Origin of the sequence: Streptomyces globosus, from assembly GCF_003325375.1 — a bacterium.
GTDB lineage: Bacteria > Actinomycetota > Actinomycetes > Streptomycetales > Streptomycetaceae > Streptomyces > Streptomyces globosus_A.
The window spans coordinates 36914-50140 of record NZ_CP030862.1 but is presented as its reverse complement, the minus strand read 5'-3'; the positions used below and the strand labels follow the sequence as shown (position 1 = coordinate 50140).

Annotated in this window: 14 protein-coding genes; 7 read left to right on the top strand and 7 right to left on the bottom strand. The window is 74.5% G+C overall.

The window, feature by feature from the left end:
* Nucleotides 1-88 precede the first annotated feature (88 nt).
* Nucleotides 89-679, bottom strand: a complete 591-nt coding sequence (locus tag C0216_RS00250; RefSeq protein ID WP_114053296.1) for a TetR/AcrR family transcriptional regulator — start codon at nt 677-679, stop codon at nt 89-91.
* Nucleotides 676-2226, bottom strand: a complete 1551-nt coding sequence (locus tag C0216_RS00245; RefSeq protein WP_114053295.1) for a 3-hydroxyacyl-CoA dehydrogenase — start codon at nt 2224-2226, stop codon at nt 676-678. The genes C0216_RS00250 and C0216_RS00245 overlap by 4 nt, the downstream gene beginning before the upstream one ends.
* Nucleotides 2227-2392: 166 nt before the next feature.
* On the opposite strand from C0216_RS00245, the gene paaN reads away from it, so the two are divergent.
* Nucleotides 2393-4093, top strand: coding sequence for a phenylacetic acid degradation protein PaaN (gene paaN / locus C0216_RS00240; protein WP_114053294.1), 1701 nt, complete (start codon nt 2393-2395; stop codon nt 4091-4093).
* Between the two features lie 37 nt (nt 4094-4130).
* Here the strand turns inward: paaN and C0216_RS00235 are convergent, their stop codons facing one another.
* The 3 genes from C0216_RS00235 to C0216_RS00225 are packed head-to-tail and all read right to left on the bottom strand — an operon-like array spanning nt 4131 to nt 6810.
* Entirely contained in the window at nt 4131-4874 is a 744-nt protein-coding gene (locus C0216_RS00235; protein ID WP_114053293.1) for a TrmH family RNA methyltransferase, read from the bottom strand.
* Between the two features lie 23 nt (nt 4875-4897).
* Complete coding sequence (locus tag C0216_RS00230) at nt 4898-6145, bottom strand: HTTM domain-containing protein (protein WP_428985380.1); 1248 nt, start codon at nt 6143-6145, stop codon at nt 4898-4900.
* Nucleotides 6130-6810, bottom strand: coding sequence for a DUF5819 family protein (locus tag C0216_RS00225; RefSeq protein WP_246042217.1), 681 nt, complete (start codon nt 6808-6810; stop codon nt 6130-6132). The genes C0216_RS00230 and C0216_RS00225 overlap by 16 nt, the downstream gene beginning before the upstream one ends.
* 136 nt (nt 6811-6946) lie before the next feature.
* On the opposite strand from C0216_RS00225, the gene paaA reads away from it, so the two are divergent.
* The 6 genes from paaA (at nt 6947) to C0216_RS00195 (ending at nt 11859) form a co-directional block, all read left to right on the top strand.
* The gene (gene paaA, locus C0216_RS00220) at nt 6947-7960 is read left to right on the top strand and encodes a 1,2-phenylacetyl-CoA epoxidase subunit PaaA (protein WP_114053292.1); all 1014 of its coding nucleotides are present in this window, start codon (nt 6947-6949) and stop codon (nt 7958-7960) included.
* Nucleotides 7957-8241 carry a 1,2-phenylacetyl-CoA epoxidase subunit PaaB gene (gene paaB, locus C0216_RS00215; protein WP_114053291.1) on the top strand — a complete coding sequence of 95 codons (285 nt, stop codon included), beginning with the start codon at nt 7957-7959 and terminating at the stop codon, nt 8239-8241. Before paaA ends, paaB begins: the two co-directional genes overlap by 4 nt.
* Entirely contained in the window at nt 8238-8963 is a 726-nt protein-coding gene (gene paaC / locus C0216_RS00210) for a 1,2-phenylacetyl-CoA epoxidase subunit PaaC (protein ID WP_114053290.1), read from the top strand. The genes paaB and paaC overlap by 4 nt, the downstream gene beginning before the upstream one ends.
* A complete protein-coding gene (gene paaD / locus C0216_RS00205) occupies nt 8960-9484 on the top strand; it encodes a 1,2-phenylacetyl-CoA epoxidase subunit PaaD (protein ID WP_114058355.1) in 525 nt (174 codons plus the stop codon). The genes paaC and paaD overlap by 4 nt, the downstream gene beginning before the upstream one ends.
* Nucleotides 9485-10621, top strand: a complete 1137-nt coding sequence (locus C0216_RS00200) for a 2Fe-2S iron-sulfur cluster-binding protein (RefSeq protein WP_114053289.1) — start codon at nt 9485-9487, stop codon at nt 10619-10621.
* Nucleotides 10622-10722: 101 nt separating this feature from the next.
* Nucleotides 10723-11859 carry an acyl-CoA dehydrogenase family protein gene (locus tag C0216_RS00195; RefSeq protein ID WP_114053288.1) on the top strand — a complete coding sequence of 379 codons (1137 nt, stop codon included), beginning with the start codon at nt 10723-10725 and terminating at the stop codon, nt 11857-11859.
* An 89-nt stretch (nt 11860-11948) separates the two neighbouring features.
* Here C0216_RS00195 and C0216_RS00190 read toward each other — a convergent pair whose 3' ends face one another.
* Nucleotides 11949-12293, bottom strand: a complete 345-nt coding sequence (locus C0216_RS00190) for a rhodanese-like domain-containing protein (protein WP_114053287.1) — start codon at nt 12291-12293, stop codon at nt 11949-11951.
* 66 nt (nt 12294-12359) lie between these two features.
* Nucleotides 12360-13217, bottom strand: a complete 858-nt coding sequence (locus C0216_RS00185) for a J domain-containing protein (RefSeq protein WP_428985379.1) — start codon at nt 13215-13217, stop codon at nt 12360-12362.
* Nucleotides 13218-13227: the final 10 nt, after the last annotated feature.

Genomic DNA, 13227 nt, shown 5'->3' with positions numbered 1-13227 from the left:
TCGGGCCCAGCGTACATGCCGCCGAGCCCTGTTGATCGCACAATTTTTCGGCCAAAAACCGCAGGCCAGGACGGAAGGACCCAGTCCGCTACGGCCGGGCGGTGCGCAGCCCGTCGAAGGCCATGTGGACGACCGCGTCGGCCAGCTGGCCGGGGGTGGTCCCCGGGTGCGGCCGGTACCACTCGACGAGCGAGTTCACCATGCCGAACAGCAGGCGCGTGGCCAGCCTGATGTCCACGTCCGCGCGCAGGTCGCCGTCCGCCGCGGCGGCCTTCAGCAGCTCCGCGACCTGGTGGTCGAACTCGCGGCGCCGCTCCAGCGCCCACCGCTCGGTGCGCGTGTTGCCCCGCACCCGCAGCAGCAGCGTCACGTACGGCAGTTCGTCGACCAGCACCTCGACGGTGCGCCGGGTCACGTACTCCACGCGCTCCACCGCCCGGCCGCGTACCGCGCCGGGCTCGTCGAGGACGGAGAACAGCCCGTCCAGGGCCCGGCTGACGGCGCGCTGCAGGAGCTCCTCCTTGCCCGCGACGTGGTGGTAGATCGAGGACTTCGAGATGCCCGCCGCCTTGGAGAGGTGCTCCATGGAGGTGCCGTCGTAGCCGCGCTCGTTGAAGACCTGGACCGCCACGGAGAGGAGGCTCTCCGGGGTGTAGGTGTCGCGCCTGGCGGTGGTCATGCGCCGTCCCCGTCCTGCCCGTCCGCGCCGTCCCCGGCCTCGCCGGCGTCCGCCGCGTCCTCGGCGTAGCCGAGCCTGAACAGCGCGAGGGAGGGTGCGTACCGACCGCCCGGGCAGCGCTCGTCCAGGTGGTGCAGCAGGTCGTAGGCCCAGTCGCGGCCGAGGCGGCGGTGCCATTCCAGCGGGCCGAGCGGGTAGTTCACGCCCAGCTTCATCGCGGTGTCGATGTCCTCGGCGGTGGCGACGCCGCGGGCGACGGCGTCCGCGGTGAGGTCGATCAGCATCGCGACCGTGCGGGCCACGATCATGCCGGGCACGTCGCCGATGACGGAGACCTGCTTGCCGAGCCGCTGGAAGAGGCCGACGGCCTCGGCGAGGGTGCGCTCGCTCGTGTCCGCCGAGGCGGACAGGGCGATCCGGGCGGCGCCGCGGTAGTCCGGCGAGAGGTCGAAGTAGACGACGTCGGTGAACTCGACGGACGTCCTGCCGTCGGCGAGGACCAGCTGGCCCTCGCCGGGCAGCTGGATGTACGGGCCCCCGCTGCCGGCGGCCGTGACGGCCACGCCGGCCTCCTCGATCAGGTCCACCAGCTCCGCGGCCGGCCCGAGGTCGCCGACGACGGTCACCTTCTCCGGCGCCTCCTCGGGCGCGGCGGTGTGCGGCTGCGGAAGCTGTGCGTCCGGCCCGTACGGGAACCAGCCGTGCCCCGACTTGCGGCCGAGGCGGCCCGACTGGACCAGGCGGCGCTGCGCGAGCGAGGGGGTGAACTTCGGGCTGTGGTGGAAGGACTCCCACACGGAGCGCGTGACGGCCTCGTTGACGTCCTGGCCGATCAGGTCGGTCAGCGCGAAGGGCCCCATCCGGAAGCCGCCGCACTCGCGGAGCACGGCGTCGATCGTCGCCGGGTCCGCGCCCTGCTCCTCGTACACGGCGAAGGCCTCGGCGTAGAAGGGCCGGGCGATCCGGTTGACGATGAAGCCGGGGGTGTCGGCGCAGCGCACCGGCGTCTTCCCCCAGCCGAGGACGGTGCGGTACGCGGACTCGGCGGCGGCCGGGTCGGTCGCGAAGCCGCTGACCACCTCGACGAGCGGGAGCAGCGGGGCCGGGTTGAAGAAGTGCAGGCCGAGGAAGCGGCCCGGGTGGGCGAGGCCTCCCGCGAGCTCGGTGACGGAGAGGGAGGAGGTGTTCGTGGCGAGCAGCGCGTCCGGCGCGACCACCTCTTCGAGGGCGGCGAACAGCGCCCGCTTGACTGCGGTGTCCTCGACGACGGCCTCGATGACCAGGGCGGCGTCCGCGAGGTCGGCCAGGGTGGCCGCGGATCCGATCCGGGCGGCCGCGTCTGCGGCCTCGGCGCGCTCGATGCGGCCCTTGGCCGCCATCCGCTCCACGCGGTCCCGGACGATGCCGACGGCGTCGGCGGCGAGGCCGGCGCTCACGTCGTGGACCAGGACGCGGTGGCCCGCCAGCAGGGCGACCTGGGCGATTCCCTGGCCCATGGTGCCCGCGCCGACGACCGCCACGGTGCGGGACCGCTCGATTGCTGTCATGTCCTGATCCTCCCGCACCGGGTTGTCCACAGGCCGGTCGGGCCCTCTTGTCCCGACCGATCGTTCGGTTACTCTAACTCCAGTCTGCTCGTCTTCACCCGCCCTTGCCTGAACCCAGCCGCGATCCAGTCCGATCTTGCCCGGCTCAACGAGGAGTTGGTCCCTGATGGCCGCCGAGCCCACCCGCCCCCAGACGACCGCCCTGTCGGAGCTCTCCGCCCGGCACCGGCCCACCCTCGACCAGGCGCTGGAGGCCATCCGCAGCCGCGCGTACTGGTCCCCGCACCCGGAGCACCCCAAGGCCTACGGCGAGACCGCCCCGGCCGACGGCCTGGCGGCCTTCGAGGCGCTGCGGGGCACGCGCCTGGAGCTGGACCAGCCGGGGACGGACGGCTGGACCGGCGGCGAGGTCTCCCCGTACGGCCCGGAGCTGGGCGTGGAGTACCCGCACGCCGACATGGACGTGCTGCTGCCCGCGATGAAGGCGGGCATGGCCGCCTGGCGGGATGCCGGCCCGGAGGCGCGCGCCCTGGTCTGCATCGAGATCCTGGCCCGGATCAGCGCCCGGACGCACGAGTTCGCGCACGCGGTGATGCACACCAGCGGCCAGGCCTTCATGATGGCGTTCCAGGCGGGCGGCCCCCACGCCCAGGACCGCGGCCTGGAGGCCGTGGCGTACGCGTACGCGGAGCAGACCCGCGTGCCCGGCGAGGCCGCCTGGTCCAAGCCGCAGGGGAAGCGTGACCCGCTCCGGCTGGACAAGACCTTCAAGGCAGTCCCGCGCGGCATCGCCCTGCTGATCGGCTGCAACACCTTCCCCACGTGGAACGGCTACCCGGGCCTCTTCGCCTCCCTCGCCACCGGCAACCCGGTGCTGGTCAAGCCCCACCCGCGCGCGGTCCTCCCGCTCGCCCTGACCGTGCAGGCGGCCCGTACCGTCCTGGCGGAGGCCGGCTTCGACCCGAACCTGGTGGCGCTGGCGGCCGAGCGCCCCGGCGAGGGCATCGCCAAGGCCCTCGCGGTCCGCCCCGAGATCAAGGTGATCGACTACACGGGCTCCACGGAGTTCGGCGACTGGCTGGAGGCCAACGCCCGCCAGGCTCAGGTCTACACGGAGAAGGCCGGCGTCAACACGGTCGTCGTCGACTCCACGGACGACTACAAGGGCATGCTGGCGAACCTGGCCTTCTCGCTGTCCCTGTACAGCGGCCAGATGTGCACGACCCCGCAGAACCTGCTGATCCCGCGCGACGGCATCGACACCGACGCCGGCCGCAAGACCTACGACGAGGTCGTCGCGGACCTCGCGGCCTCGGTCGGCGGCCTCCTCGGGGACGACGCCCGGGCCAACGCCCTGCTCGGCGCCCTGGTCAATCCGGACGTCAAGGCCCGGCTGGAGGCGGCGGCCGGGCTCGGCGAGGTGGCCCTCGCCTCCCGCGAGGTCGCGAACCCCGACTTCCCTGACGCCGTGGTCCGCACCCCGGTCATGGTGAAGCTGGACGCGGCCAAGCCGGACGACGCGGCGCCCTACCTCTCCGAGTGCTTCGGCCCGGTCTCCTTCGCGGTCGCCGTGGACTCCACGGCGGACGCCCTGGAACTGCTGCGGCGCACGGTCCGCGAGAAGGGCGCCATGACGGTGGGCGCGTACACCACCTCGGCGGACACCGAGCGGGCCGTCGAGGAGGTCTGCCTGGAGGAGTCGGCGCAGCTGTCGCTGAACCTGACCGGCGGGGTGTACGTCAACCAGACGGCCGCCTTCTCCGACTTCCACGGCTCCGGCGGCAACCCCGCGGCGAACGCGGCGCTGTGCGACGGGGCGTTCGTCGCGAACCGGTTCCGCATGGTGGAGGTCCGCCGCCAGGCCTGACGGCTGCGGCGGGGGCAGGGGTAGGGCAGGGGCAGGCTCAGCCGGCCTTGGGCCCGCCCCAGTGGAAGAGGGACATGGCCACGCTGGTGGCCAGGTTGTAGCTGGACACCTGGGGCCTCATCGGCAGCGACACCAGGTGGTCGGCGCGGGCGCGCAGCTCGGGCGAGATGCCGTGGCGCTCGGAGCCGAAGGCCAGCAGGGCGTCGTCCGGGAGGGCGAGGGCGCGGATGTCCTCGCCCTCCGGGTCGAGCGCGTACAGGGGGCCCTCGGGCAGGGTGTCGAGGGTGACCCGGTCCACGGTCGTCGCGTAGTGCAGCCCGGCGCCGGCCCGGACCACGTTCGGGTGCCAGGGGTCGAGGTCGCCGCGGGTCACCACGCCCGTGGCTCCGAAGCCGGCGGCCAGCCGGACCACGGCTCCGACGTTCCCGAGGTTGCGGGGGTTGTCCAGCACCACCACGGGCGCGCTCCGCGGCCGCCGGTCCAGCAGGGCCCGCCCCCGCGCCGCGTCCGGCCGTACGGCGAGGGCGGCGACCCCGGTGGGGTGCACGCGGGCGAGGAGCCCGCGCAGGTCGGCGGGGCGCAGCAGCCGCCGTACGTCGTCGAGGACGTCGGGGGCGAGCTGCGCGGCCAGTGCGAGGGCGGCGCCGGGGTCCCGGGCCACGGCGATCCGCACGTCCGCACCGAACCGCAGGGCGTGCTTGAGGGCGTGGAATCCGTCGAGCAGCACGAGCCCGTCCTGCTCCAGCCCCGCCTGCCACTCCCGCACCGTCTCGTCGCTCATGCCCCGACCCTACGGCGCCGCGCTCACCCCGCGGTGCGCACATCCGGCGGAGCGGGACCGGGGCCGGTCCCCGCCCCGCCGCCGGGGGCCCGCTGCGAGGGGAGGACCGCGGCGTCCGGTCCGCCGCCCGGCCGCGCCCGGCGCAGCCGCCGCGCGAGCCCGGTGCGCGCGCCTGCGGCCCGCGCCCCGAGCCACAGCAGGAACGCGGTCGGCAGGAACACCGCGTCGGCGGCGATCATCGCCATGGAGAAGAACGGCAGCCCCAGCAGCACCGCGATGCCCGCGTGCTCCAGCACCATCACGGCGAGCAGGACGTTCTTCACACGCCGCTGGAAGACCGTGAACGGGAACGCCACCTGCACCGCGACCGTCCCGTACGTCAGCAGCATCACCAGCGTGCCGCTGCCCGCCAGCAGCGACGACAGCTCCGGCCAGGGGCTGAAGTAGTCGAGGCCGAGCGGGTAGTACAGCGCGGTCCCGTCCTGCCACCGCGACCCCTGGACCTTGTACCAGCCGGCGGTCGCGTAGATCAGGCACACCTCGGCCGCGATGACGAGCATGCCGGCGTTGTGCACCGTGTTCGCGAGGACGTCGAGGACGGCCCGGGCCTCGCTGCGCGGCTCGTACCGGTCGGCCGTCCACCACACGGCGCAGACGACCCACAGGGCGGCGAAGGCGGCGACCCAGCCGTAGCCGAGCCGCCCGGTCACCGTGCCGAACGCGAACACCGCGCCGAGGAGGCCCCACAGCACCGGCCCGGCCGCCCCGGCGGAGGCCGAGCCGTGCCGCCGCGCCCGGCGCGCGTCCAGCGACCACACCTGCGCACACCGGGTCAGGACCAGGTAGATCGCCATCAGGTGGATGACGTTGTCCCCGCCGTCGCCCATGAACACGCTGCGGTTCTGCAGGGACAGCACCCCGGCCGCGAACACGGCGGACACCGCCCTGGTACGCCAGCCCAGGGCGAGCAGGGCGCTCGACGCCGCCGACAGCGCGTACACGGCCTCGAACCACAGGGCCGAGTCCGACCACAGCAGGACGGTGAAGGCGTGGTTGGAGTCGACGAGCCGCCGGGCCAGCTCCCAGCTCCACGGGCCGTCGGGCCCGTACAGCTCGTGCCGGTGGGGGAACTCGCGCAGCAGGAAGCACAGCCAGGTCGTCGCGAAGCCGATGCGGACGACGGCGCTCTGGTAGGGGCCGAGCGCCTCCCCGGTGGCGCGGGCCAGGGCGCGGCCGGCGGCGGCCCGGGCCCTCCTCACACCGTCCACCACGACAGCTCCCGGTGGTGGGTGCGGGTGTCGGTCTCCTCGTCGCTCCACGCGGGGGCCTCGACGGCACGCGTGGCGGAGCGCAGCTGGACCCGGACGATCTCGCCGCCGTCGGCGGGGCGGGCGGCCCGCAGCCGGTTCAGCGCGATCCGCTTGAGGTACTGCTCCGACAGTCCGCCGCGCTCGCCGACGGGCTGGTCCTCCTCGTCGTGCGAGGCGGTGAAGAAGTCCCAGGCCCGCCGCAGCTCGTTCTGGCGGGTGTGGCTGGGGAAGAAGCTGTGCCGGATGGCCTTGCCGTCCTCGGCGGAGAGGTCGCGCCACTCCTCGGTGACGAGGCCGCCGTCGCGGGTGCGGACCTGGGCGCGCGCCTCGACGGCGATGTTCTGCTGGAGGGGGTTGGGGGCGAAGAGCTTCCAGTTCTGCTCGAACTCGGGGTAGATCCAGGCGTCCACGGCCCCCGCGTGCCGCTTGCTGAGCGTGTTGGCCGGGGCGACGTGCAGGAAGACGGCCGCGAGGTGCGCGCAGGCGGTGAGGGCGACGGCGGCCAGGGCAGCCGAGGCGACGACGCGGCCGGGGGTGCCGAGGCCGGCGATGCCGGGCGCCCGGACGGGCGGCGGCGGATCGGGTGGAAGGGGCTCCTCCGCGGCCTCGCGCCCGTTCGCTTCCATCCCGCCCCGATCGTTTCGCCGTCCACAGGGTCGACCTCAGAGGTTGACACCCTACGGGGCGCCGTCTCACCATTGAAGAGCATGAACCGAACGATCGGTCGGTCGGGCGGTCAAAGGACTCTGGCAGGGGGCCGGGATGGTGGCAGTGACCCCGGAATCGGGGCAGGACTCGGGCCTCGGGGCTGACCTCGGAGCACAGCTCGCGGCGGCCTTCGACGCCGCGGTCGCGGCCGACGAGCGCGTCGAGCCGCGGGACTGGATGCCCGAGGAGTACCGTGCCTCGCTCGTCCGCCAGATGGCGCAGCACGCGCACTCCGAGATCATCGGCATGCAGCCCGAGGCCAACTGGATCACGCGCGCGCCCTCACTGCGGCGCAAGGCGATCCTCATGGCCAAGGTGCAGGACGAGGCCGGGCACGGCCTGTACCTGTACAGCGCGGCCGAGACCCTCGGCACCAGCCGGGACGAGCTGCTCGACAAGCTGCACTCCGGCCGGCAGAAGTACTCGTCGATCTTCAACTACCCCACGCTGACGTGGGCGGACGTCGGCGCGATCGGCTGGCTCGTGGACGGCGCGGCGATCACCAACCAGGTGCCGCTGTGCCGTTGCTCCTACGGCCCGTACGCCCGCGCGATGGTCCGCATCTGCAAGGAGGAGTCCTTCCACCAGCGCCAGGGCTTCGAGCTCCTCCTCGCCCTCTCGAAGGGCACCCCGGAGCAGCACGCGATGGCGCAGGACGCGGTGGACCGCTGGTGGTGGCCCTCGCTGATGATGTTCGGCCCGCCGGACGACGAGTCGGCGCACTCGGCGCAGTCCATGGCCTGGCGGATCAAGCGCCACTCCAACGACGAGCTGCGCCAGCGGTTCGTGGACATCGCCGTCCCCCAGGCCGAGACCCTCGGCCTGACCCTGCCCGACCCGGACCTGAAGTGGAACGAGGAGCGCGGGCACTACGACTTCGGACCGATCGACTGGGCGGAGTTCTGGGACGTCCTCAAGGGCAACGGCCCCTGCAACGAGCAGCGGCTGAGCCAGCGCCGCCGGGCGCACGAGGAGGGCGCGTGGGTCCGCGAGGCCGCCGCGGCCTACGCACGCAAGCACGCGGCGGCACCGGCCGCGGCGGAACGGAACGAGGAGGCACGGGTATGACGCAGAACTGGCCGCTGTGGGAGGTGTTCGTGCGCTCGCGGCGAGGTCTGTCGCACACGCACGCGGGCAGCCTCCACGCGCCGGACGCCGAGATGGCCCTGCGCAACGCCCGCGACCTGTACACCCGGCGCAGCGAGGGCGTCTCCATCTGGGTGGTGCCCTCCGCCGAGATCACCGCCTCCTCGCCGGACGAGCGCGACCCCTTCTTCGCGCCCGCCGCCGACAAGGCGTACCGGCACCCGACCTTCTACGACATCCCGGAGGGGGTGAGCCACCTGTGACCGCCACCGGCACCGCCGTCTCCGCCGCCCTCGCCCTCGGCGACGACGCGCTGATCCTCTCGCACCGCCTCGGCGAATGGGCCGGCCACGCCCCCGAGCTGGAGGAGGAGGTCGCCCTCGCCAACATCGCGCTCGACCTGCTCGGCCAGGCCCGCTTCCTGCTGTCCATGGCGGGCGACGAGGACGAGATGGCCTTCCTCCGCGAGGAGCGGTCCTTCCGCAACCTCCAGCTCGTCGAGCAGCCGAACGGGGACTTCGCGCACACCATCGCCCGTCAGCTGTACTTCAGCCTGTACCAGCACGAACTGCACACGGACCTCGCCGCCGGGGACGGCCCCTTCGCCGGGCTCGCCGCGAAGGCCGTCAAGGAGACCGCCTACCACCGCGACCACGCGGTGCAGTGGACGCTCCGCCTCGGCGACGGCACCGAGGAGAGCCGGCGCCGGATGCGCGCCGCCCTGGACGCCCTGTGGAAGTTCACCGGAGAGATGTTCCAGCCGGTGGAGGGGCTCGACGGCATCGACTGGGCAGCCCTGGAGGGCCGCTGGACCGCCGCCCTGGCCGAGGTGCTGGAGCGGGCCGGCCTCGCCCTCCCCGAGGGGCCGCGCACCGGCGCCTGGGCGGCCGGAGCGGGCCGGCAGGGCCTGCACACCGAGCCTTTCGGCAGGATGCTCGCCGAGATGCAGCACCTGCACCGCAGCCACCCGGGGGCGTCGTGGTGACCGGCCCGGCCGGCTCCGGATCCGGCACCGCGACCGCGACCCGCCTGGAGGAGGAGCTCGCGGCCCTCGCCGGCTCCGTCCCGGACCCGGAGCTGCCCGTGCTCACCCTCGCCGACCTCGGCGTCCTGCGCGGGGTGCGGGTGCACGAGGACGGCCACGCCGAGGTCACCCTGACCCCCACCTACACCGGCTGCCCGGCGGTGGAGGCGATGTCCGCCGACATCGAGCGCGTCCTCGCCGGCCACGGCATCCCCGACGTGCGGGTCCGCACCGTGCTCTCCCCGGCCTGGTCGACCGACGACATCACGGCCGAAGGACGCCGCAAGCTCGCCGAGTTCGGCATCGCCCCGCCCCGCCCGCACGCGGCGGGCGGACCGGTGCCGGTCGCCCTGTCGGTGCGCTGCCCGCACTGCGGGTCCACCGAGACCGAGCTGCTCAGCCGCTTCTCCTCCACCGCGTGCAAGGCGCTGCGCCGCTGCACCGCCTGCCGCGAACCGTTCGACCACTTCAAGGAGCTGTAGATGGCCGCGACGACGCCGGCGCCCGCGCCGAGCCCCGCGCGACCCGCGCGCCACGGCGCCTTCCACCGGCTGGCGGTGTCGGCGGTCGACCGGCTCACCGACGACTCCGTGGCGCTGACGCTGTCGGTCCCCGAGGAGCTGCGCGACGCCTACCGGCACGCTCCCGGCCAGCACCTGACGCTGCGCCGCACCGCCCCCGGCGGCGCCGAGGTCCGGCGCACGTACTCGATCTGCTCCCCGGCCCCCGACCCGGCCGGGCCGGGCCCGGCGTCGCTCCGGGTCGGCGTCCGCCTGGTGGAGGGCGGCGAGTTCTCCACCTTCGCGCACAAGGAGGCCGCCGCCGGGGACGTCCTGGAGGTGATGGTCCCGGCCGGGCGCTTCGTCCTCGACCCGGCGGCCGCCCCGGCCGGCGCCCACTACGCGGCCGTCGTCGGCGGCAGCGGCATCACCCCGGTGCTGTCCATCGCGGCGACGCTGCTCGCGGCCCGGCCCGACGCCCGGTTCTGCCTGGTGCGCAGCGACCGCACGGCCGCCTCCACGATGTTCCTGGAGGAGGTCGCCGACCTCAAGGACCGCTACCCGGACCGCTTCCAGCTGGTGACGGTGCTCTCCCGCGAGGAGCAGGAGGCGGGCCTGCCCTCCGGCCGGCTCGACCAGGAGCGCCTGACGGGCCTGCTGCCGGCGCTGCTGCCCGTCGCCGACGTGACGGGCTGGTACCTGTGCGGCCCGTACGGGCTGGTCGTCGAGGCGGAGCGCGCCCTCGGCTCGCTGGGCGTGGTCCGCACCCGGATCCACGAGGAGGTCTTCCACGTCGAGGACACGGCGGCGCCCGCCGCGCCCGCGTCCGCCGCCGCGCCGGCCCACGGCCGGGTCACCGCGCGCCTGGACGGCCGCGCCGGCACCTGGCCCGTGCAGGCCGGCGAGTCCCTGCTCGACACGGTCCTGCGGAACCGGGCGGACGCGCCGTACGCCTGCAAGGGCGGCGTCTGCGGGACCTGCCGGGCGTTCGTGGTCTCGGGCGAGGTCCGGATGGACCGGAACTTCGCCCTGGAGGCCGAGGAGACGGAGGCCGGGTTCGTGCTGGCCTGCCAGTCGCACGCGCTGACCGAGGAAGTCGAGATCGACTTCGACCGCTGACACCCCACCGCCGACCGCGGCCTGTCCAATTGCCGGAACCTGCCCTATCTTGACGCTCCGTCAGATACGGGGCGGGTTCCGGCGCATCGGGAGGACGGGCAGTGGACTTCACCTTCACCGAGGAGCAGCAGGCTGCCGCGGAGGCGGCCGCAGCCGTCTTCGCGGACACCGCACCGGACGTGGTGCCGAGCCCGGCCCTGGTCTCCGGCGCCGTCGCGGACGACTTCGACCGCGCCCTGTGGTCCCGCCTCGCGGCCGCGGACCTCCTCGGCCTGGTCCTGGCCGAGGAGCACGGTGGGGCGGGCCTCGGCGCCACCGCCCTCTGCCTGGTGCTGCGCGAGGCGGGCAGGGTGCTCGCCCGGGTGCCGCTGCTGGAGCACTGCGCCACCGCCGCGGCGCTCCAGGCCCACGCCGGCCCCGAACTGGCCGCCGCCCTGCTGCCCGGCGCCGGCGCGGGCCGGCCCGTCCTGACCGCCGCCGCACACGGCCGCACCGGCCACGACCCGGCGGAGCTCGCCGTCACCGCACGCCGCGACGGCGCCGACTGGCTCCTGGACGGCATGCAGACCGCCGTCCCCTGGGCGCACGGCGCGGACTGGATCGCCGTACCGGCGCACACCGGCGGCGGGGAGGCGGTTCTCGCCCTGGTACCGCGCGGCGCGCCGGGCCTCGCCCTCGCCGACCAGTTCTCCACCAGCGGGGAGCGGCTCGCCGAGCTCACCCTGAACGGGGTGCGCGTCCCCGCGGCACACCTCATCCAAGCCCCGCAGGCCTGGGAGCGGCTGCGCGGTCTCCTCACTCTCGGGACGTGCGCGCTCGCCCTCGGCGCCGGCTCGGCCGTCCTCGGCATGACCAGCCGGTACACCGCGCAGCGCGAGCAGTTCGGTTTCCCTGTCGCCACGTTCCAGGCGGTCGCCGTGCAGGCCGCCGACCGCTACGTCGACCTGCGCGCGATGGAGGCCGTCCTCTGGCAGGCGGCGTGGCGCCTCGACGCCGACGGGGCAGGCGGCCCGCTGCCCGCGGCCGGCGACCTCGCCGTCGCGAAGATCTGGGCGTCAGAGGGCGTGCGCCGCATCGTCCAGACCGCCCAGCACCTGCACGGCGGCCTCGGCGCCGACACCGGCTACCCGCTGCACCGCTACCACGCCTGGGCCAAGCAGCTGGAGCTCCAGCTCGGGCCGGCCGCCGCGCACGAGCAGGAACTGGGCGACCTGCTGGCCGCCCACCCGCTCTCCTGAGCCCCCGCCGGGGCGCGGCGCCCCTGCCAGGCCCTGTCGTCACACTCGCGTCGTCGCCCGAAGGGCAGACGGGAGTGTGACGACAGGGCCTAGAGCACGAAGGCGTCGGCGCCGGTCTCCGCCACCATCGCACGGCCGGCGCCCTGCCAGGCCTGCATGCCGCCGTCGACGTTGACCGCGTCGATGCCCTGGCGGACCAGGTACTGGGTCACCTGGGCGGAGCGCCCGCCGACGCGGCACACCACGTGGACCCGGCGGCCGTCCTCGACGGCCTCCGTCAGCTCGCCGAAGCGGGCCACGAAGTCGCTCATGGGGATGTGCAGCGCGCCCTCGACGTGGCCCGCGGCCCACTCGTCGTCCTCGCGGACGTCCAGGACAAACCCTTCAGCGGGCACCGCGGCGGCGTCCACCGAGGGAAGCGGCCCGAAGTTCATACGTCGCCCTCTCTCGTCACAGGTCAGGCCCCCCAACTTAGCCGAGCCGGAGGCCCTGCGGCCCCGCTACGGCCGGCCGGCCAGCTCCGCGAGCAGGGCCTCCTTTTCGGAGACCTGCGCGAGCAGCTGCTCCGCGATCTCGTCGAGCAGCCCGTCCGGGTCCTCGGGCGCCATCCGCAGCATGGCGCCGATCGCACTGTCCTCCAGCTCCCGGGCCACCACCGACAGCAGCTCCTTGCGCTGCGCCAGCCACTCCAGGCGGGCGTACAGCTCCTCGCTCTCGCCGTACCCCTGCGCGGGGGCGGCGGCCGGGCCGGCCTCCCACTCGGCGGCCAGCTCGCGCAGCTGCTGCTCCTCGCCGCGCCCGTACGCGGCGTTGACCCGCGCGATGAAGGCGTCGCGGCGCTCCCGCTCGGCGTCGTCCTGCGCGAGGTCGGGGTGCGCCCGGCGGACCAGCTCGCGGTAGAGGCGGCGGACCTCCTCCGTGGGCCGGACCCGCTGCGGCGGCCGCACCGGCCGGTCGGTGAGCATCGCGGCGGCGTCGTCGGAGATGCCGCCGGAGTCCATCCAGTCGTGGAAGAGCTCCTCGACGCCCGGCATCGGCATCACCAGCGACCGGGCCTCCCGGGCCAGCCGCAGGTCCTCCTCGTCGCCGGTGCGGGCCGCGCGGGCCTCCGCGATCAGCGCGTCCAGCTCGTCGAGGCGCGTGTACATCGGGCCGAGCTTCTGGTGGTGCAGCCGGGAGAAGTTCTCCACCTCCACCCGGAAGGTCTCGACCGCGATCTCGAACTCGATCAGCGCCTGCTCGGCCGCCCGCACGGCCCGCTCCAGGCGGGCCTCGGGCCGCTCACCGCCGTCCGCACCGCTGCCGCCGGCGCCGCCGGGCGCCCCGGCGGCGGTTTCCTCAGTCTGCTGCTCGCTCACCCGGCCAGCC